Annotated in this window: 19 protein-coding genes; 8 read left to right on the plus strand and 11 right to left on the minus strand. The window is 64.8% G+C overall.

From position 1 onward, the window contains the following. Positions 1-57 precede the first annotated feature (57 nt). Entirely contained in the window at positions 58-504 is a 447-nt protein-coding gene (gene nikR, locus XH90_RS00730; RefSeq protein WP_194478736.1) for a nickel-responsive transcriptional regulator NikR, read from the plus strand. Between the two features lie 40 nt (positions 505-544). Here nikR and XH90_RS00735 read toward each other — a convergent pair whose 3' ends face one another. Together XH90_RS00735 and XH90_RS00740 are read right to left on the minus strand one after the other, a co-directional pair. Next, a complete protein-coding gene (locus XH90_RS00735; protein WP_194478737.1) occupies positions 545-1,492 on the minus strand; it encodes a hydroxymethylglutaryl-CoA lyase in 948 nt (315 codons plus the stop codon). After that, on the minus strand, positions 1,489-2,667 hold the full coding sequence (locus XH90_RS00740) for a CoA transferase (protein WP_194478738.1): 1,179 nt from the start codon (positions 2,665-2,667) through the stop codon (positions 1,489-1,491). Before XH90_RS00740 ends, XH90_RS00735 begins: the two co-directional genes overlap by 4 nt. 120 nt (positions 2,668-2,787) lie before the next feature. Between XH90_RS00740 and XH90_RS00745 the strand changes: the two genes are divergently transcribed. After that, entirely contained in the window at positions 2,788-3,720 is a 933-nt protein-coding gene (locus XH90_RS00745) for a LysR family transcriptional regulator (protein ID WP_194478739.1), read from the plus strand. Positions 3,721-3,890: 170 nt separating this feature from the next. After that, complete coding sequence (locus XH90_RS00750; RefSeq protein ID WP_194478740.1) at positions 3,891-5,306, plus strand: MFS transporter; 1,416 nt, start codon at positions 3,891-3,893, stop codon at positions 5,304-5,306. 43 nt (positions 5,307-5,349) lie between these two features. Here XH90_RS00750 and XH90_RS00755 read toward each other — a convergent pair whose 3' ends face one another. After that, positions 5,350-7,017, minus strand: coding sequence for a protease pro-enzyme activation domain-containing protein (locus XH90_RS00755; protein WP_194478741.1), 1,668 nt, complete (start codon positions 7,015-7,017; stop codon positions 5,350-5,352). 270 nt (positions 7,018-7,287) lie between these two features. Between XH90_RS00755 and XH90_RS00760 the strand changes: the two genes are divergently transcribed. Further along, complete coding sequence (locus tag XH90_RS00760) at positions 7,288-8,457, plus strand: hypothetical protein (protein ID WP_194478742.1); 1,170 nt, start codon at positions 7,288-7,290, stop codon at positions 8,455-8,457. Between the two features lie 142 nt (positions 8,458-8,599). Then, entirely contained in the window at positions 8,600-9,340 is a 741-nt protein-coding gene (locus XH90_RS00765; RefSeq protein ID WP_194478743.1) for a sulfate transporter family protein, read from the plus strand. 42 nt (positions 9,341-9,382) lie between these two features. On the opposite strand, the gene XH90_RS00770 is transcribed toward XH90_RS00765, so the two are convergent. Genes XH90_RS00770 through nth form a run of 3 tightly spaced genes read right to left on the minus strand, consistent with a single transcriptional unit; the run spans position 9,383 to position 12,913 of the window. Next, complete coding sequence (locus tag XH90_RS00770; RefSeq protein ID WP_194478744.1) at positions 9,383-11,011, minus strand: MFS transporter; 1,629 nt, start codon at positions 11,009-11,011, stop codon at positions 9,383-9,385. Next, complete coding sequence (locus XH90_RS00775) at positions 10,998-12,134, minus strand: HlyD family secretion protein (protein ID WP_194478745.1); 1,137 nt, start codon at positions 12,132-12,134, stop codon at positions 10,998-11,000. The genes XH90_RS00770 and XH90_RS00775 overlap by 14 nt, the downstream gene beginning before the upstream one ends. Positions 12,135-12,163: 29 nt before the next feature. Then, positions 12,164-12,913: an endonuclease III gene (nth, locus tag XH90_RS00780; RefSeq protein ID WP_194478746.1), complete on the minus strand. Its 750-nt coding sequence runs from the start codon at positions 12,911-12,913 to the stop codon at positions 12,164-12,166. A 22-nt stretch (positions 12,914-12,935) separates the two neighbouring features. Here nth and XH90_RS00785 point away from each other — a divergent pair, with 22 nt between their 5' ends. The 3 genes from XH90_RS00785 to XH90_RS00795 all read left to right on the plus strand — a co-directional run bounded on the left by XH90_RS00785 (position 12,936) and on the right by XH90_RS00795 (position 15,468). Then, on the plus strand, positions 12,936-13,469 hold the full coding sequence (locus tag XH90_RS00785) for a DUF2244 domain-containing protein (RefSeq protein ID WP_194478747.1): 534 nt from the start codon (positions 12,936-12,938) through the stop codon (positions 13,467-13,469). Positions 13,470-13,524: 55 nt separating this feature from the next. Next, the gene (locus XH90_RS00790) at positions 13,525-14,421 is read left to right on the plus strand and encodes a bifunctional helix-turn-helix domain-containing protein/methylated-DNA--[protein]-cysteine S-methyltransferase (protein WP_194478748.1); all 897 of its coding nucleotides are present in this window, start codon (positions 13,525-13,527) and stop codon (positions 14,419-14,421) included. Positions 14,422-14,502: 81 nt separating this feature from the next. After that, complete coding sequence (locus tag XH90_RS00795) at positions 14,503-15,468, plus strand: IS5 family transposase (protein ID WP_194476884.1); 966 nt, start codon at positions 14,503-14,505, stop codon at positions 15,466-15,468. A 125-nt stretch (positions 15,469-15,593) separates the two neighbouring features. Here XH90_RS00795 and XH90_RS00800 read toward each other — a convergent pair whose 3' ends face one another. The 5 genes from XH90_RS00800 to XH90_RS00820 form a co-directional block, all read right to left on the minus strand. Further along, on the minus strand, positions 15,594-16,217 hold the full coding sequence (locus XH90_RS00800) for a 2,3-bisphosphoglycerate-dependent phosphoglycerate mutase (protein WP_194478749.1): 624 nt from the start codon (positions 16,215-16,217) through the stop codon (positions 15,594-15,596). A 23-nt stretch (positions 16,218-16,240) separates the two neighbouring features. Beyond that, on the minus strand, positions 16,241-17,056 hold the full coding sequence (gene dapB / locus XH90_RS00805) for a 4-hydroxy-tetrahydrodipicolinate reductase (protein ID WP_194478750.1): 816 nt from the start codon (positions 17,054-17,056) through the stop codon (positions 16,241-16,243). Positions 17,057-17,190: 134 nt separating this feature from the next. Further along, a complete protein-coding gene (locus XH90_RS00810; RefSeq protein ID WP_194478751.1) occupies positions 17,191-17,502 on the minus strand; it encodes a DUF1330 domain-containing protein in 312 nt (103 codons plus the stop codon). Positions 17,503-17,527: 25 nt separating this feature from the next. Then, a complete protein-coding gene (gene pyrF / locus XH90_RS00815; RefSeq protein WP_194478752.1) occupies positions 17,528-18,238 on the minus strand; it encodes an orotidine-5'-phosphate decarboxylase in 711 nt (236 codons plus the stop codon). 6 nt (positions 18,239-18,244) lie between these two features. Beyond that, on the minus strand, positions 18,245-18,823 hold the full coding sequence (locus XH90_RS00820) for an NADPH-dependent FMN reductase (protein ID WP_194478753.1): 579 nt from the start codon (positions 18,821-18,823) through the stop codon (positions 18,245-18,247). Between the last annotated feature and the right edge of the window lie 49 nt (positions 18,824-18,872).

Below are 18,872 nucleotides of genomic sequence, written 5' to 3' on the forward strand. Positions count from 1 at the left end.
GGGCGACGAAATCCGTGTAGAACAGGTCCATTCGGCGGTACCCGCAGAGAGGGCCTGATGCAGCGGATTACGATCACGATCGAGGACGATCTTTTAGCGGAGATCGACGCTGCCGCCGAGGCGCGCGGCTACCAGAACCGCAGCGAGGTCATCCGCGATCTCGCCCGCGCCGGGCTGCAGCAATCGAGCGAGGACACCGCGCAGAGCGGCCCCTGCGTTGCCGGCCTCGTCTATGTCTACGATCACGCCGCGCGCGACCTCTCGAAGCGGCTGGTGCAGGAATTCCACGGCCATCACGACCTCGCGCTCGCCACCCTGCACGTCCATCTCGACGACGACAATTGCATGGAGATGACGGCGCTCCGCGGTGACGCCGCCGAGGTCAGACACTTTGCCGATCACATCATCGCCGAGCGCGGGGTGCGTTATGGGCGTGTGGTGATGATTCCGACGGGGGAAGGCAAGCCTTCCAAGATGCGGAAGCACGGGCATCGGCACGATTGATTCTTCCCCCTCTCCCCGCAGGCGGGGAGAGGCGCACCACTCAAGCCGCCTTCGCTGCAGTCCCGCTCGGCAATCCTGCGCGCGCGAGACCACCATAGAGCTGCTCGTTCGGCATTTCCTCGCGCAGGATCTTGCGCACCGTAATCAGCTTCTCGAGATCGATTCCCGTCGCAAAACCCTTGCTCTCGCACAGGAACACGAGGTCCTCGAACACGACATTGCCGGTCGCGCCGGGCGCGAAGGGGCAACCGCCGAGGCCGCCGAGCGAGCCGTCGAGGATGCGGACGCCTTCGTCGAGGGCGGCAGCGGCGTTGGCGATGCCCATGCCTCGGGTGTCGTGGAGATGGATGCAGATCGGCCTTTTCCCCGCGAGCTTGACCGCGGCGCGCGACAAGTCACCGACCTGCTTCGGCCCGGCATAGCCGACGGTGTCGGCGATCGCGACGAAATCGACGCCGGCCTCGAGGCACTTGTCGACGAGCCGCAGCACTTCCTCGGGATCGACCGCGCCTGTTATCGAGCAGCCGAGCGCCATCGAGATCGCGGCATTCACCAGCGGCTTGTGGGTGCTGGCATCGCGCATCTCGCACAGGCGCTTGATGTTGGCGATTGCGGACTCGCGCGAGCGATGCGCGTTGGCCTGGCTGTGCTCCTCGGTGGCTGAAACCACCGAGGCGATCTCGCCGACCCCTGATTCCAGCGCCTCGTTGACGCCGCGCTCGTTGAGCGCGAGCGCGATGCCGTGGGCACCGGGCAGGCTCGCCACCGTCGCGATGACATCACGGACATCGGCGAATTGCGGAAAGGTCTTTGCCGGGAGGAACGAGCCGACCTCGAAATGCCTGACGCCCGCGGCGTATTCCTCGCGGACCCAGCGCTGCTTGGCCTCGGTCGACGGAAACTTCTTCACGAGCTGGAGCCCGTCGCGCAAGCCGACTTCGCGCACGCTGACGCGATCCGCGGGATAAATCGTCTCGATCCGGCTCATGCGCGCCTCCCAGCGGCTTTTGACGTGACGTCGTTGTTGTCGTCGATCTCGGCACGGACAGCGGACGTGTCGGCGCCGAGCGGCGCGACCTTCAGGCCTTCGCCGAGATGGTTGCCATTCCACTCGATCGGCAGCGTCGGCACATGGAACGATTTGCCGTCGGCGTTGACATTCGTGACAAGCCCGCCGGGCCGCAGCACATGCGGGTCGGTCAGCAGATCCTCGGGCCGGTTGATCGGCGAGAAGCAGATGTTGAGCGCGTCGAGCTTTCGCGACAGCTCGCCCACGTTCCATTGCCGGATGATCTCGGCGACGCGCGGGAGAATCCGCGGACGCGCCAGGATGCGGTCGGTGGTGGTGCGCAGGGCGGGATCGTCGAGAAACTCGCTCAAGCCGAACTCGCGGCAGAACGCCTGCCAGTGCCCCTCCGTCACGACGCCGATGAAGATGCGGCCATCGCCGGCGGCGTCGAAAATATCGTAGATCGGCCATGCATGCTCGCGCTCGGGCATCGAGCGCGGCTTGTTGCCGGTCATCTCGTACTCGACCATGTGCTGGGCGACCAGGAACAGGCAGTTCTCGAACAGACCGATACGGATGTCGGCGCCGTCACGCTTGCCACCGCGCTTCTGGTAGAGCGCAGCCAGGATGGCGATCACGCCGAACATGCCGCCCATGATGTCGTTGGCGGAGGAACCGACGCGCTGCGGCTTCTCCTTGGTGCCGGTCATGGCAGCGAGCCCCGACATCATCTGCACGACCTCGTCGAGCGCCGGACGATGCTCGTAGGGGCCGGACAGAAAGCCCTTGTGGCCGGCGACGATCAGATGCGGATGATGGCGGCGCAGCTCCTCGACACCCAACCCCTGCTTCTCGAGCAGGCCGTCGCGAAAATTCTCCAGGAACACGTCGGCCGTTTCCAGCAGCCTATGCATGGTGTCGCGATCCTCTGGCTTCTCGAAATCCAGTACCACGCTGCGCTTGCCGCGGTTGAACAGCGGGAAGAACGCCGTGCCCATGCCGCCGAGGGAGCGGGTCTTGTCGCCGGCGGGCGGCTCGACCTTGATTACCTCGGCGCCAAGCTGCGCCAGGATCATGCCGCAGGTCGGGCCCATCACCATGTGGGTCATCTCGACGACCCGCACGCCTTCGAGCGGCAATCCGGTTTCAGCCATCCGTCACTCCATGTCCGTACGGGTTCGAAGACTAGGTCTTCACAAGCCTTCTTAAAAATATAATCTGTCGAAGAATGCCTTCGCGCTTATAGAACGCTTCACCGCCAATGGCGATCTGACATGGATTCGCGCCAGCTCCGCTATTTCATCGCCGTCTACGAGCAGCGGAACCTGTCGCGCGCCGCCGACCAGGTGAATGTCGCCCAATCCGCGCTCAGCCACCATATCTCGAACCTGGAAGCCGAGTTCGCAACGCCGCTGTTCGAGCGCAAGTCGCGCGGCATGGACCCGACCGCGGCCGGCGAGCGGCTCTACGAGCACGCCCGCATCATCCTGCGTGCGATGGCGGAGGCCGAGACCGAGGTGCGCGAGGGCGCCCGCGTCATTGCCGGCGAGATCTCGATCGGCATGGCGAATTCCGGCGTCAAGGCGATCGGCGTCGAGCTGATGCGCACGGTGCTGACCAAGTATCCCAAGCTGAAGCTGTCGCTCACCGAGAGCCTGTCCGGCGCGACGCTGATGCATCTCATGGTCTCCAACGTCGACCTCGCGCTGGTCTACAATCCGCCATCGGAGAAAGAGCTGATCACGGAGGCCGTGCTCGAGGAGGAGATGTTCCTGGTCGGCATTCCCAGGCTCGTCGGCAAGGCCAAAACGCCCATCCGCTTCGAGGAGCTGAGCCGGCTGCCGCTGATCCTGCTGCGCTACGGCCTCGGCCTGTCCTCGCGCGCGCTGCTCGACGATCCCGTGCTGCTCAAGCGGCTGGAGGGCGGCGCGATCCTGCACGCCAATTCGATCACCGGCATGACCGGCGCGCTGGTGGAGGGGCTCGGCTGCACCATCGCGACCAAGCTGTTCGCGCGGGAAGAACTCGCTGCCGGCCGCCTTGTCGCGCGCGAAGTGATCGCCCCGAAACTCACCCGTACGCTCTATCTCTGTCGCCTGCGCAACCGCCCGATGACCTACGCGATGGAAGAGATGCGCCGCCTGATGCTGTCGCTGATTGCCGAGCAGGTGCGCAACGGCGGCTGGCAGGCGACGCTGGTGGAGTAGGGAGACGCGGACTCTCCCGAGTTCGAAAATCTCGAACGCTTCGATCGATATGTTCGTCTGGATTTCTGGCGTCGCCCGGCCAACATGGCGCGGTCCGGCAAGGTTCGCGAAAACCACAGAGATGAGCCGCCGGGAACCGCGCGCGATTGGCGCGCCACGGGGAGGACATCATGAGCGTTGTCGGCATCGACACAGGCTTTGAGCTGGGCGCTGCACCTTCAGGACCGGACGAGATCTCGCGACGACTGGAGGCGATGCCGGCGACAGGCCATGTCTGGCGGCTCGTCATCCTGCTCTCGCTCGGCGGCTGCTTCGAGATCTACGATCTGTTCCTGACCGGCTACATCGCGCCGGGTCTCGGCCGCAGCGGACTGTTGAGCACGACGACGCAGGCCTTCTTCGGCTTCTCCGGCATCGGCGCCTTCGTCGCCGCGACCTTTGCCGGCCTGTTCGTCGGCACCTTCTTCCTCGGCTTCCTCGCCGACCGGTTTGGTCGCCGCGCGATCTTCACCTATGCACTGCTCGGCTATACCGCGGCCTCGGCGATCATGGCCTGCCAGACCTCGTCGGGCGGACTGTTGCTGTGGCGCTTCCTCGCCGGCATCGGAATCGGCATCGAGGTCATCACCATCGACGCCTACATCACGGAGCTGGTGCCGAGCCGGATGCGCGGCCGTGCCTTCGCGGTGAACCAGGCGATCATGTTCGTCGCCGTGCCTGTGGTCGCCTTCCTCGCCTGGTGGCTGGTGCCGCTCGCGCCCTACGGCGTCGAAGGCTGGCGCTGGGTGGTGCTGATTGGCGCCGCCGCCAGCATGATCATCTGGGTACTGCGCCTGTTCCTGCCCGAGAGCCCGCTCTGGCTGGCGCGCCACGGCCGCACCGATGAGGCGTTCCGGATTCTCACAACGCTGGAATCCAGAGGCGGCGTCGCAACGGCGAGCCCCTCGGCTTCGCTCGCGCGGCCAACGGCGCAGACCACAGCACGCGTCGGCTTCGCTGATCTGTTCCGGTCGCCCTATCTCTCGCTCGTCGTCCTGTTCATGGTGTTCAACCTCTGCCAGGCCTTCGGCTTCTACGGCTTTGCCAATTGGGTGCCGACGCTGCTGGTGGAGAAGGGCATCACCGTCACCAAGAGCCTGCAATATTCCTTCATCGTCGCCTTCGCCTACCCGATCTCCCCGCTGCTCGCCGCAAGCTTCGCCGACAAATTCGAACGCCGCTGGATCATCGCCGTCGCCTGCCTTGCCATCATCGTGTTCGGCATGGCGTTCGCGCAGCTGACCGAGCCGGCGCTGCTGATCGTCTGCGGCGTGCTGCTGACCGCCTGCAACACGACGATGTCCTACGCGTATCATGCCTACCAGACCGAGGTGTTCCCGACCCAGATCCGCGCGCAGGCGTCCGGCCTCGTCTATTCGATGAGCCGGCTGAGTGCGACATTCTCGGGCTTCATCGTCGCCTACATGCTGAAGGAGGCCGGCGTCATCGGCGTGTTCGGCCTGATCACCGTGGCCATGCTCATCGTGGTGATCGCGATGACGCTGTTCGGCCCCAACGTGCGCGGCAAGGCGCTGGATACGGTTTGACTCTCCCCCCGTAAGAACGGGGAGAGGGTCGAGGAAGCGTCGCTCACGCGGCGAGCAGATTCTGCAACGCCGCACCGTTGGGAACGCCGAGGCCGGAGCAGGCATCCCAGCCGGGGCCGGCCTTGTACATGCCGTGCAAGGAACCGGTGATGTCGTTGTTGCCGACGGTGATGTCGCGGAACACGCCATGCGCATGCGAGGCGTAGATCAGCGGATTGATGAAGCCGACCGTCTTGCCGAATTTCCTGGTCGTGGCCTCGTTGATGCGGGCGATCAGTCCGGCCATCAAGGGCGCCACCGCACTGGTGCCGCCGATCGTGGTCATGACGCCGTTGAGGAAGATCTGGTAGCCGGTCGCGGGATCGGCATCGCCAGCAACATCGGGCACGCCGCGCCCGACCGAATGTGACGGCGATTTCGGCACATGCGCGTTGGCCTGGTATTGCGGCCGCGGGAATACGATGCTGACGCCGCCGCCGCCCGCGCCGTCCTGCGGACCGCCGTTCCAGACCGTCTCGGTAATCGCACCGTTCGAGGCCTTCAGATTGGTGCCGCCGCAGGCCAGTGCGAACGGGCTCGAGGCCGGGAAATCGGCATGCGGCTTGCCGTCCCATCCGTCGGCCATGTCAGCCGAGCCGTTGTCGCCGGAGGCGACGCAGACTGTGACGCCCATCGCGGCGCCATCCCGGATCGCCTCATTGAGGCCGTCGAGGAATTGCTGCGAGCCGGCCGGATCTTCCGGTCCGCCCCAGCTGATCGAGATCACCGAGGGCTTTCGCACGGTGTCGTGGACGGCGGCCTTCACCGCATCGATGAAGCCGTTGGTGGTGTTGGGTGCAAAGTAGACCACGATCCTGGCGCCGGGTGCGATCGCGCCGGCCACCTCGATATCGAGCACGACCTCGCCATCCGCATCGGAATGGCCGGGCTTGTTGGCGCCGCCGTCGACGCTCGCGGGCACGATCTGCGGCATCGGGATGTTCGCCTTCTTGAAGAAGGTTTTCAGGTCCGAGGTCTTGTAACCGGCGCCCGTGGGATGGCCCTTGGTGTCGATGTCGTTCAGCTCGATGATGGCGATGCACTGGCCGGCGCCGGTCTCGCCGCCCGGGAAGTCGTAAAGCTTTGCGATCTCCTCGACCGAGAAGCTGCCGCCCTGCCCCGCGCGCGCCGTGGCGCCCTTCTTCGCTATCTTGCCAGTGGTCTTGCCAGCCATCCTGCGCCGGAAATGCGGCTGCGCCACCGGCCGGTTGTCAAGGCCATGCACGCCGACCACGATGCCTTCGAGCTCGGCCGGGATCTGCACGTTGCCCTTGCGCATGCGATAGGTCGCGCCCTCGTGCTTGACCTTGTTGAGCTTGACGCCGAAAGCCGCGCCCATCGCCTTCACCGTGCCGGTCAGCTTCACCGTGCGGGAGGCCAGATGCACGCTCTTGACGTTGAGATCATGGTGATGGGCGAAATCGTCGATCTTGGCGACGTCCGCCGGATCGGCGCCCATCTGTTCGGCGAACTCCGTGCGGGAAAGATATTGCCGCTCGCGCGGCGGTTGTGCGCCGAGCGCCATCACCTGTTCGTCGTCGGCGCGCTTGGCGCGTAGGCGGACGCTGATCTCGATTTCCTGCTTGGGATCGGCCGCGCCGACGAGCTTGGCCCCCGTCGGCAATTTCCGGGCGCTGTTCGCCAGCGTGACACGCTTAGTCGAGCTTGCCATGACTTCCTCCGTTTGTGATTGGAAGGCGGATTGATGCACCTCAACTATAGGTGTAATCTCAAATTCCGATTGGTTCAGATGATTGATCGATTTTTTTCAGAAAAGCACTTGTTTTGCAGAGCGGTTTCTCTGCCGTCTCAAATCGGCACGGAATTGGTCAATAACCCCGACCATTCTGTGAATAGGTTTTCGATCTAAAATTGCAACCGTCGGCTGATCCGGCCGACCCATGAATGACGCTTGTCAAAATCAATTGGCGGAGACCGTCTAATGCCTGCTGACCGCAAATGGGTTGAGAGAAATCTTGGGTTCGATCCGATCACCACGCCGCCGCCGCGCCAGACCTTCGTCGTCAAGCGCATCGCGGATGCCGCCGTGAAGAAGACCGCGAAGGTCGCGCCCGAGGACTTTCAGCGCGAGATCATCGATTTCGATTCCGAATCGATCGAAGGCCGCGCGTTCATGGCCTTCTCGACCGCGACCGGGCTGTCGCGGTTCACCGACATTCCCTGGCCCAAGGGGCTCGCGCCGCAGACCGGGCCGAAGCCGGGCAACGGCAAGGGCCCGCTGCCGCGCGCCGACGTGCTGGTCGTGACCTGGACCGTCGACGAAGGCCACGCAACCAGCCGCGTGCTGACGCCTGGCAAGGATTCGCACAACGACTACGTGCCCTACACGCACAATTACGCGACCATCTCCAAGAAGATGCGCAACGGCTGTCCGGCCAGGGAGCTGAAGCGGCTCGGCGCCTTCTGGACCACGACGATCGGCGGGAAGAAGGTCGTGGTGTTCAAATCCGACTCGCACATGTCGCAGGACGGGCCGCAGCTGCCGAACATCGACGTCTGGCGCCAGATCATCACCGAGGTGCAGCCGACGCTCGTGATCACCACGGGCACGGCCGGCGGCATCGGGAAACGAGTCGAGGTCGGCGACGTCGTGGTCAGCCCGATCGTGCGTTTCGACTGCCTGTCGAAGTTCAAGAAGCAGCCGTTTGCGCAGGCGCATTTCTCCAGCAAGCCGGCCAAGACGACGAAGTTCGCCACGGCGAAGACGCTGTTCAAGGCCAATGCCGGGCAACTGCCGAAGACAAACACCCGGCCGCCGAAGATCTTCGTGGTCAAGCCGAGCGAGCTGTCGTCCTCCGTGGTCACGACCGATTTCTTCGGCTTCGACACCTCGGACAATCACTTCAAGCTCCAGGGGCTTGGCGACGTCTCCGAGATGGGCGATGCCATTCTGGGCCTCGTGGCGCAGGACATGGGTGCAAAGGCGCCGCGCTGGCTCGCCATCCGCAACGTCTCCGACCCGCAGATCAAGGCCGAGGGCACGCTGAAGCAGCAGGAGCAGGTCGCAGCCCAGATCTACAAAGGATTCGGCCGCTGGAGCACGGTCTGCAGCGCCATCGCCTGCTGGGCGAGCATCGTGGCGGAGCCATAGGGCATGATCCGGAAAAGTGTGACGCGGTTTACCGACAAGATCATGCCCAAAATATAAAGCCGCAGAACCTGGCAGGTCAGCCTCCCTTGCCGAAGCGAGCCGGGGTGTCTACCTCTCGCTGGTGATTTCGTGAGAGGTTCCCATGCTGGATGCCGCCGCCAAGGCGCTGTCGCAAATGATGTCGCCGCCGATGCGCTCGATCCTGTGGCGGTCGATCGGGCTGGCGCTCGTACTCATCGTCGTGCTGGCGATCGGGTTGCAGCGATTGCTGAGCTGGTTCGCGACCTATGGCGAGGTCTGGCTGGAGGGCCTGCTCGGGCCCAGCTGGCACTCGTCGCTGGAAGTTCTGTCCTGGATCATCTCGATTGCGGCCGGTTTCGGCGTCGTGTTCGGCAGCGTGTTCCTGATGCCCGCGATCACCTCGCTGGTGGCGAGCTTCTTCGTCGACGATGTCGCCGACATCGTCGAACGCGAATATTATCCGGCCGAGCGGCCGGGCACGGCACTGCCCTTCAACCAGGCCATCCTCGAAGGCATCAAGACCGCGCTGCTGACCATTTTGGTCTATCTCCTCGCATTGCCGCTGGTGTTCCTGGCGGGCGCCGGTTTCCTGATCTTCTTCCTCGCGGCCGCCTGGCTGCTCGGCCGTGAATATTTCGAGCTCGCGGCGATGCGCTTCCGCTCGCCGGAAGACGCCAAGACGATGCGGCGCGACAATGCCGCGACGATCTTCACTGCGGGCCTGTTCATCGCGGCCTTCGTCTCGATCCCGATCGTGAACCTGGCGACGCCGATCTTCGGCATGGCCTTCATGGTCCACATGCACAAGCGGCTGTCAGGACCGCGGCCCGAGCTGATCGAGCCGGCGCGGCAGATGCGGTGACGATGCCCCCCCTCTCCCGCTCGCGGCAGAGGTGAACGGGCGCTACGCGACCTTGACTCCGCATTTCCGGAGCACTGTCTTGGCAAAGCCGAATGGCGCCGGCGTGAACGGCCCCGGCGGCGCGCGGGTGATCAGCGCGATGAAGCCGAGCGCTGATATCGCCAGCCAGAAGCATAGCCAGAAGCCGTCGATATAGGCGAGCACATTGGCCTCGCGCGCGACGAAGCTCGCCAGCGTCCCGACCGCGCGTGCCGGCGCCGAGCCGGCGCCATGGGCCGCGAAATGCTCGGTGAGCTGCTTCAGCGCACGCACGACATTGACGTCGCCGACCTCGAGATTCTGACCGATATAGAAGGAATGGATCTGCTCGCGAACGCGCAGCCACGTTCCCATCAGCGCCACGCCGATCTCGGCGCCGCCGAGCCGCATGATCTGGATATAGGCGGCAAAGGCCGTGGCACGGCTAGGATCGGAATTCGACAACAAGGTGATGATAAGCGGCAACAGCGTCAGCGACTGTCCGACCGCTTGGAGCAATACGATGCCGATGAAGTCCTCGCGCGCCCAGTCGTGGGTGAGTTGAGTCCCCCAGAGATTGGCCGCAGCAAAGCAGGCAAATCCCACGACCACCACCGTGCGCGTATCGAAATGCCGGAGCAGCCATATCGAAACAGGCACCAGCACGAACATCGGCAACGCGCCGAAGGTGAGCAGCAGCCAGCCGCTCTGCTCGGGCCTGAGCTGCCCGACGGCGCCGAGGAAATTCGGCACCAGCGACGCGTTGGATAGGCTGGTCAGCGTGTAGAGCAGGATCAGGATCAACCCCAATCCGACATTGCGCGAGAACAACACGTTCACATGCGCCCAGGGCTGCCGTACCAGTGATTCGTTGACGAGGAAGGCGACGAACAGCGCGCTGCCGCCGACCAGCAGCGCCATCACCGTGCCGGAGCCGAGCCAGTCCAGGCGATTGCCCTGATCGAGGCCGGCATAGATCATCCCGACGCCCGCACCGAGCAGCAGCATGCCGCCCCAATCGGCCTCGCGCAGCAGTGCGCGATTGACCGGCTCGCCGGGCGTGCCGAGATAGACCATCAGGCCCATCAGCGGCGCGATCACCACGCCCTGCCAGTACAGCCATTGCCAGCCGAGGTGATCGACATAGAACCCGACCAGCGAGGTCGACGAATCCAGCGCAAAGCCGACGCGGATCGAATAGAGCGCGATCGCCGGCAGCCACCAGCGGATCGGCAGGTTGCGGAACACGATCATCAGCGTGGCCGGCACGAAGGTGCCGAGCAGGAGGCCATGCACGACGCTCAGCGCGATCAAGGTCGGATAGTCGCGCACGAGCGGAATGATCAACGAGACGAGCGCGTAGACGAGGCTGGGAATGCCGAGCACACGGCGCAGGCCGAACACGGTCGCGAGCCAGGCCACGGCTGGCGCAATGAAGATCTGCGAGTCGATGCCGGCGGTCGAAAGCCAGGCACCTTCGTCGAAGCTGAGTCCGAAGGCACCGCGCAGATCGGGCAGGCCGACCGTGGTCAGCCGGCTGTCGAAATTGGCGAGGAATGAGCCGAGCAGCACCGCGGCCACCGCAAACAGCGGCTGCGGCGCGATGCCTCCGCGCGAGACGGGCCCGCGACCGGCATCGTCATTTTCCGCCATCCGCACCCTTCGTATCGATGCTGGTGACGACGGACATGCCCGGTACGAGCCGCGCCAGCAGCGGCTGGTTGTCGTCGAACTGGATGCGGACGGGAATGCGCTGCACGACCTTGGTGAAATTGCCGGTGGCATTGTCCGGCGGCAGCAGCGCGACCTGCGCACCGGTGGCCGGCGCGATGCGTTCGACCTTGCCGCGCAACTTCTCGCGCGGGAAGCTGTCGACGGTGATCTCGACCGGCTGCCCCGGCGCAACGTGCGTGAGCTGGGTCTCCTTGTAGTTCGCGATTACATAGACCTTCGGCAGCGGCACCACATTGATGAGGTTGGTTCCGATATTGACGTAGTCGCCGGGCTGCGCCTGCCGCTCGCCGACAACGCCGTCGAACGGCGCCGTGATCCTGGTGTAGCCGAGCTTGAGTTTTGCACTCGCCAGCGTCGCCTTGGTGGCGTCGAGATCGGCGGCGCGCTGCTTCTTCGTACCTTGCAGAACCTCGAGCTGATGCTGCTGGGCGGCGATCACGGCGCGGCTGGCGCGCACATCGGCCTGCGCCTTGGCAAGGCCTGCGACGGCCTGCTCGAGCCGCTGCCGCGTGCCGGCTTCGGTCTGCGACAGCGATTGCTGGCGCTCCTGCTCCTGCTTGGCCTCGACCTCCAGCGCCTCCGCCGACACGCGCGAGGCTTCGGCCTGCGCGATGGTCGCATATTGCAGCTCGATCTGGTTGGAGAGATTGTCGAGCACGGCTTGCGCGGCGGCAACGGCCGCCTCGGACTGCGCGACCTGGGCCTGATAGTCCGCGGGATCGATCTGGATCAACAGATCGCCGGCCTTGACGCGCTGGAAGTCGGTGACTGCGACCGTCAGCACCTCGCCGGAGACCCGGCTCGCGAGCCGCGTCAGCTCGGCGCGGACATAGGCGTCGTTGGTGGTCTGGACCACTTCATTGCCGACCCATTCGTCGAAGCGCAGCGTCGCCAGCGCGACGAAGGCAAGCGCGACGATCACCGCGAACAGCGGGATCGCCAGCCGGCTCCAGAGCGAGCTCGCCGGCCGCCGTGTCGACTTGGGCGGCGGATCCGGTGGGGCTGTGGGCGGTGACGTTGAAACCTGTTCCTGCTGACTCACGCCGTGTCCCCAAAACCGCTTTGCCTTTCTCAGACCGTCTTCTCCGGCCACCGGCAGAGATCGTTGATCAGGCAAACCTCGCAGCGCGGCTTGCGCGCGAGGCAAGTATAACGGCCGTGCAGGATCAGCCAATGATGGGCGTGCAGCATGAACTCGGCCGGGATCACCTCTTCGAGACCAAGCTCTACCTCGAGCGGCGTCTTGCCGGGCGCGAGGCCGGTGCGATTGCCGACGCGGAAGACGTGCGTGTCCACCGCCATGGTGTGCTCGCCGAAGGCCATGTTGAGCACGACGTTTGCGGTCTTGCGCCCCGCGCCGGGCAGCGATTCGATCTCCGCGCGCGTGCGCGGCACCTCGCCGCCGAAATCGCTGAGGACTTTTGCCGACAGCGCAATCACGTTCCTGGCCTTGGTACGGTAGAGGCCGATGGTCTTGATGTAGTCGCGCAGGCGCTCCTCGCCGAGGTCGAGCATCTTCTGCGGCGTGTCGGCGACCTCAAACAATTCCCGTGTCGCCTTGTTGACGCCGGCGTCGGTTGCCTGCGCCGACAGCACCACGGCCACCAGCAGCGTGAAGGGGTTGACGTGCTCGAGCTCGCCCTTCGGCTCGGGATTGGCCTTGCGGAAACGGCTGAAGACCTCGCGAACTTCCGCCGGCGTCCAGGGTTTTGTTGCCTTGAGCGATTTCCTGGCCGGCGCCTTCGGTTTGGCGGTGGCCGCCTTTGCTTTTTTCTTCGGCACCGCTTTGCGCGAGGCCGGCTTGCGGGTGATTTTCGCCATGATCGGGATATACTGAGGGACGATGAGCACAGGCAACGAAATTGAGCGCCAGGATCTTGAAGGTCCTGCCGAGCAGCAGATATTCTCCGCGCTGCTGACGCCGCACCGTTCGCTGAACCGCACCGGCTTCCTCGCCGTGATGCTGTTCCTGAGCGTCGTCAGCTTCGTCACCGGCATTGTCTTCCTGATGAAGGGCGCCTGGCCTGTGCTCTGCTTTTTCGGCCTCGACGTGCTCGTGGTCTGGTGGGCCTTCAAGGTCAATTTCCGCAACGCCCGGGCGCGCGAGGAGATCACCGTCACGACCTCGGAATTGCGCGTGCGCCGCATCAGCCATCGCGGCCAGGTCGCCGAATGGAGCTTCAATCCGCTCTGGGTGCGCCTCGACATGGAGGTCGACGAGGACTTCGGCATCGAGCATCTCTATCTGATCTCGCGCGGCCACCATATCCGGATCGCAAGGTTCCTCGGACCTGACGAAAAAGCTAGTTTCTACAAAGGCTTGGTTGAGGCGCTGAACGCCGCCAAGCGCGGCCCGACCTACAATCCGATCAGCTGATTCCCAGTCGGAAATCGGGTGGTTTCCAAGCCTGCCCTCACCTACATTTCCGGTCATGATGACCCTCGCCATACATGACCAGCGCCTGGCCAAGCCGGGCTCCCAGAACGCCGCGCTGCGCGACTATGATTCGGTACGCCGGGCGATCGCCTTCATCTCGGAGAACTGGCGCGCGCAGCCGACCATCGAGGCGATGGCGGATGCGGCCGGCGTCACGCCGGATGAGCTGCATCATCTGTTCCGTCGCTGGGCCTCGATCACGCCGAAGGCCTTCATGCAGGCGCTCACGCTCGACCACGCCAAGGGACTCTTGCGGGATTCCGCGAGCATCCTCGACGCCGCGCTCGATTCAGGGCTCTCCGGTCCCGGCCGGTTGCACGATCTCTTCGTCACCCACGAAGCGATGTCGCCGGGCGAGTGGAAGAACGGCGGCGCGGGCCTCACCCTGCGCTACGGCTTCCACCCCTCGCCGTTCGGCACCGCCATCGTGATCGCGACCGATCGCGGCCTCTCGGGCCTCGCCTTCGCCGATCCCGGCGAGGAGAAGGCCGCGCTCGCCGACATGACGCGGCGCTGGCCGAATGCGATCTACGTCGAAGATCACGAGGGCACCGCACCGCTCGCGGCGCGCATCTTCGATACGAAACTGTGGCGGCCGGACCAGCCGCTGCGCGTTGTCATGATCGGCACCGATTTCGAGGTGCGGGTCTGGGAGACGCTGCTGAAGATTCCGATGGGCCGCGCGGTGTCGTATTCGGACATCGCCTGCAACATCAACAGCCCGAAGGCCTCGCGCGCCGTGGGTGCCGCGGTCGGCAAGAACCCGGTCTCGTTCGTCGTGCCCTGCCACCGTGCGCTCGGCAAGAGCGGCACGCTGACCGGCTATCACTGGGGCATCACCCGCAAGCAGGCGATGCTGGGCTGGGAAGCCGGGCAGCTGGGGATGCAGTGAATTCTTCTCCCTCGCCCCGCTTGCGGGGCCTGTTGCGTAATTCGCCAGTTGTGATTCCCTGCGGTTGAGCCTTTTGGGGGAATGACGATGGCGGTGAAGCAGACGGGACAGCCGAGCTTTGTAGATGCGCTGATGCCGAAGGGAGCCGGCGCCAATGCGTCGCTGGATCGGCTGGCCGGCCTGGTCAAGTGGTACCGGTTCGAGAAGCTGATCGGCCATTTGCGGGACGAGAAGGGACCCGGTCAGCCGGGGTACGCGGTGTTGGTGCTGTTTCGGGCGCTGCTGTTGCAGTCGCTCTATGGTCTTTCGGACCGCGAGCTTGAGGAAGCGCTGAGCGACCGGCTGTCGTTCAAGCGCTTCGTTGGTCTGAGCCTCGAGGATGCGACGCCCGACCATACGGTTCTGAACCGTTTCCGGAATCAACTCATCGAACAAGGCCTGCTGGAGAAGTTGTTTGGCGAGCTGGACCGCCAGCTTGAGAATGCTGGTGTCATCCTCAAGCGCGGCACGATGCTCGACGCGACCCTGATCCAGGCCGTCTCAGCTCCTCCCAAGGAGGATCGTCCATCAAACGACCCAGACGCCCGGTTCACCAAGCGACAGGGCAAGGGTGGTTCGACCTTCGGCTACAAGGCTCACATGGGTGTCGACGAGGGATCCGGTCTGATCCGCTCAGTCCTGACCACGCCCGCCAATATCAACGATACAACGCCAGCCGACGAACTGATCCGCGGCGACGAAGCCGTGGTATGGGCCGATGCGGCCTACGACACCCACGCCCGGCGGGCGCGGCTGAAAGCGGAAGGCAAGAAGCCCCGCATCGCCCGCCGTCCCAACAGGCATCACCCGGAACTGCCGCCGAGGCTCAAACGCTACAACCGTCTCATCGCACGACGACGGGCAACGGTGGAGACAACCTTTGCCACCCTCAAACGTCGGATGCGGCTCACCTGCATCCGATACGTCGGTCTCGCCAAGGCACGCGGACAAGTCCTGCTTGCCTCCATCGCGTTCAATATGAGGCGGTGGGCCACGATCGCCGCCTGACGCCCATCAAGGGCGCAAAATACAGCTTCGGCCCGACAATCGGGGCCGACAACGCCCTCTCTCCTTACGTCTCCCGCATCAAAAGGCAGTAGCGCAACAGGCCCTTGCGGGGAGAGGCGAAGAAGTCAGCCCGCCAGATCCAGCTTCGACGCCACCGTCGAATCCGCATTGAGCCGGTAGATGATCGGCACGCCGGTCGCGAGTTCGCGCTTCAGGATGCCTTCGGGCGACAGCTTCTCCAGCACCATGATCAACGCGCGCAGCGAATTGCCGTGCGCGGCAACCAGCGTGCGCTTGCCGTTGAGCACGCCGGGCAGGATCTCCTGCACGTAATAGGGCAGCGCGCGCGCCAGCGTGTCCTTGAGGCTTTCGCCGCCGGGCGGCGGCACGTCGTAGGAGCGGCGCCAGATCAGCACCTGGTCCTCGCCCCACTTTTTGCGCGCGTCGTCCTTGTTGAGGCCGGACAGATCGCCATAGTCGCGCTCGTTCAGCGCGAGATTCTTCGACGTCGGCAGGCCGGTCTGGCCGAGCTCGCCGAGGATCAGGTCGAGTGTGTGCTGCGCGCGCGTCAGCACCGAGGTGTAGGCGACGTCGAACACCAGGCCTTGTGCTTTCAGCTTGCGGCCGGCTTCCACCGCTTCCTTCACGCCGAGCTCGGTGAGATCGGGATCCTTCCAGCCGGTGAACAGGTTCTTCAGATTCCATTCGCTCTGGCCGTGCCGCACGAGCACGAGAAGACGTTCGCTCATTGAGTGCTTTCCGTTTGGTTCTTCTAGATGTCAGCGAGGCCGAGCACGTCGGCCATGGAGTAGTGCCCCGGCTTCTTGCCATGCGCCCACAGCGCCGCCTTGAGCGCGCCGTGCGCGAACAGCATGCGGTCTTCGGCGAGGTGCGACAGCGTCAGCCGCTCGAACGGGCCGAGGAAGGTGACGCTGTGCTCGCCGGCAACCGTGCCGCCGCGCAAGGAGGCAAAGCCGATTGCGCCCGGCTTGCGCGCGCCGGTGATGCCGTCGCGGCCGCGCTCCGAATGCTCCTCGAGCGAGATGCCGCGACCGGCCGCGGCTGCCTGACCCAGCATCAGTGCGGTGCCCGAGGGTGCGTCGACCTTCATGCGGTGATGGGTTTCGACGATCTCGATGTCGAAGCTTTCATCGAGCGCCTTGGCGACGCGCTTGACCACGGCGGCGAGCAGATTGACGCCCAGGCTCATGTTGCCCGATTGCACCACGACCGCGCGGTTGGTGACGCTCTTGATCACGGCGTTGTCCGAAGTCGACAACCCGGTGGTGCCGATGACATGGACGAGCCCACGCTCGGCGGCGATCGCGACATTGGCAATCGTCGCGGCCGGCACGGTGAAATCCAGAATGCCGTCGGCGTCCTTCGACATCGCCCAGAGGTCGGCGGACAGCTTGATGCCGTTGGCCGGCAGGCCGGCGAGCACGCCGGCATCCTTGCCGAGCAGCTCCGAGCCCGGCGCCTCCAGGGCGCCAGCCAGCACCGCGCCTTTGCTGTCGGCAATCGCCCGCGTGAGGGCGCGGCCCATCCGGCCGCCGGCTCCAGCAACAATCAAGCGCATGTCTGACATGGTGTGATCCTCTCAAGGCCGTTGTAGCGGCGGGATGCAGTTCCGGCAACCGAGGGGGATCAGGTGGCGGTGACGCCACGTTCACCGTCATTCCGGGGCGGCTCGCAGAGCCGAACCCGGAATGACAGCGCGTTTCAACCCTCCGACGGCTGTGGGCCGTCATAGCCCTCGATGATGATGAGGTCGGCAAGCGAGTGCGGCTGGCGCACCTTGATGTTGGCCTGGTATTCCGGCGAGTTGTAGCACGCGATCGCGGTCTGATAGTCCGGGAATTCGATCACCACGTTGCGGGTGCGGCTGGCACCCTCGACGGTGGTGAACTTGCCGGCGCGGACGACGAAGCGGCCGCCCCACTTCTTGAAGATCGGACCATTGGCGACGGCGTAGGGCTTGTAGCCCTCGTCATTGCTCACATCGACGCGTCCGATCCAGTAGCCCTTTGCCATTGTTCTTCTCCCTGGTTGTTGGTGGTTAGGCGAGCGCTTGCGCGATCTCGGCCTGGATGGCGTCAGCCGCAGCCCTGGGGTCCGAGGCTTCCACCACCGGGCGCCCGACGACGAGATAATCTGCGCCGGCACTGATCGCACGGCCGGGTGTCATGATGCGCTTCTGATCGCCAGTGGCCGATCCCGCCGGGCGAATGCCGGGCGTGACGAGATGCATCTGGTGACCGACGATCGTGCGCAAGGCTCCGACTTCCTCGGGCGAGGACACGAGGCCGTCGACGCCGAGCACCTGCGCCTGCTGCGCGCGCGCTTCGACCAGTTCGGAGACGCCGAGCCGGTAGCCGGCCGCGTGCAGATCATCCGAATTGTAGGAGGTCAGCACCGTGACAGCGAGGATCTTCAATGTCGAAGAGCCGCGGCCCTCGACGGCACCCTTCATGGTCTGCGGATAGGCGTGAACGGTGAGGAAGGTCGCGCCCAGTCTGGTGATGCTCTCGACGCCTTGCGACACCGTGTTGCCGATGTCGTGCAGCTTGAGATCGAGAAAAACCTTTTTGCCGCTGTCGGCAAGCTTGGCGACCAGCGGCAAGCCGCCGGCATAAGCGAGACGGTAGCCGATCTTGTAGAAGGTGACGCTGTCGCCGAGCCTTGCGATCATCGCCTCCGCGGCATCGACGCTGGGCAAGTCGAGCGCAACGATCAGGCGGTCCTTCGGGGCGATTTCGGCTGGCGTCATGTCACCTCACATCATGCGTTGGGAAAGGTCGATCAACTGCCGCACCATCTCCTTCAGCCCGTCGCGATCGGCCTGGCTCTTGAGCCTGTCCATATCGTCATAGGCCTGGTCGGCAAAGGCGAGCGTGAACTGACTGGCGATCACGTTGGCGTGGCACGCCGTCAAAATCAGCCTCAACGCCTGCAGCGCGCGAGCGGCCCCTAACCGGCTCTGCGAAGCACCGGCGAGCGCGAAGGCGCGGTTGCGGAAGACCTCGCCGCGCGCCTCGTGCGGATCCTGCACGCGGCTCACCCAGTCGATCGCGTTCTTCAGCAGCGGCGGTACCGAGGCGTTGTATTCGGGCGAGACGAACAGCACACCATGATGCGCGCCGATCATGCGCTTGAGATTGATGGCGTGCTTGGGCACGCCCGATTTGGCCTGGAGATCGCCGTCGTAGATCGGCAGCGGAAAATCGGCGAGCGAGATTCGCGTGACCTCGACCCCGGCCTGGGCGCACTCATACGCGGCGACCGCCGCCAGCTTCACATTGTGCGAGCCGGTGCGCAGCGAGCCGGGAATGACCAGGATCTTGGGGGCTGACATCCTCTTCCATACGTTCGGCGAAACGAGCCCGCCGCGCAAAGAAGGAAGC

The organism is Bradyrhizobium sp. CCBAU 53338 (assembly GCF_015291665.1).
GTDB lineage: Bacteria > Pseudomonadota > Alphaproteobacteria > Rhizobiales > Xanthobacteraceae > Bradyrhizobium.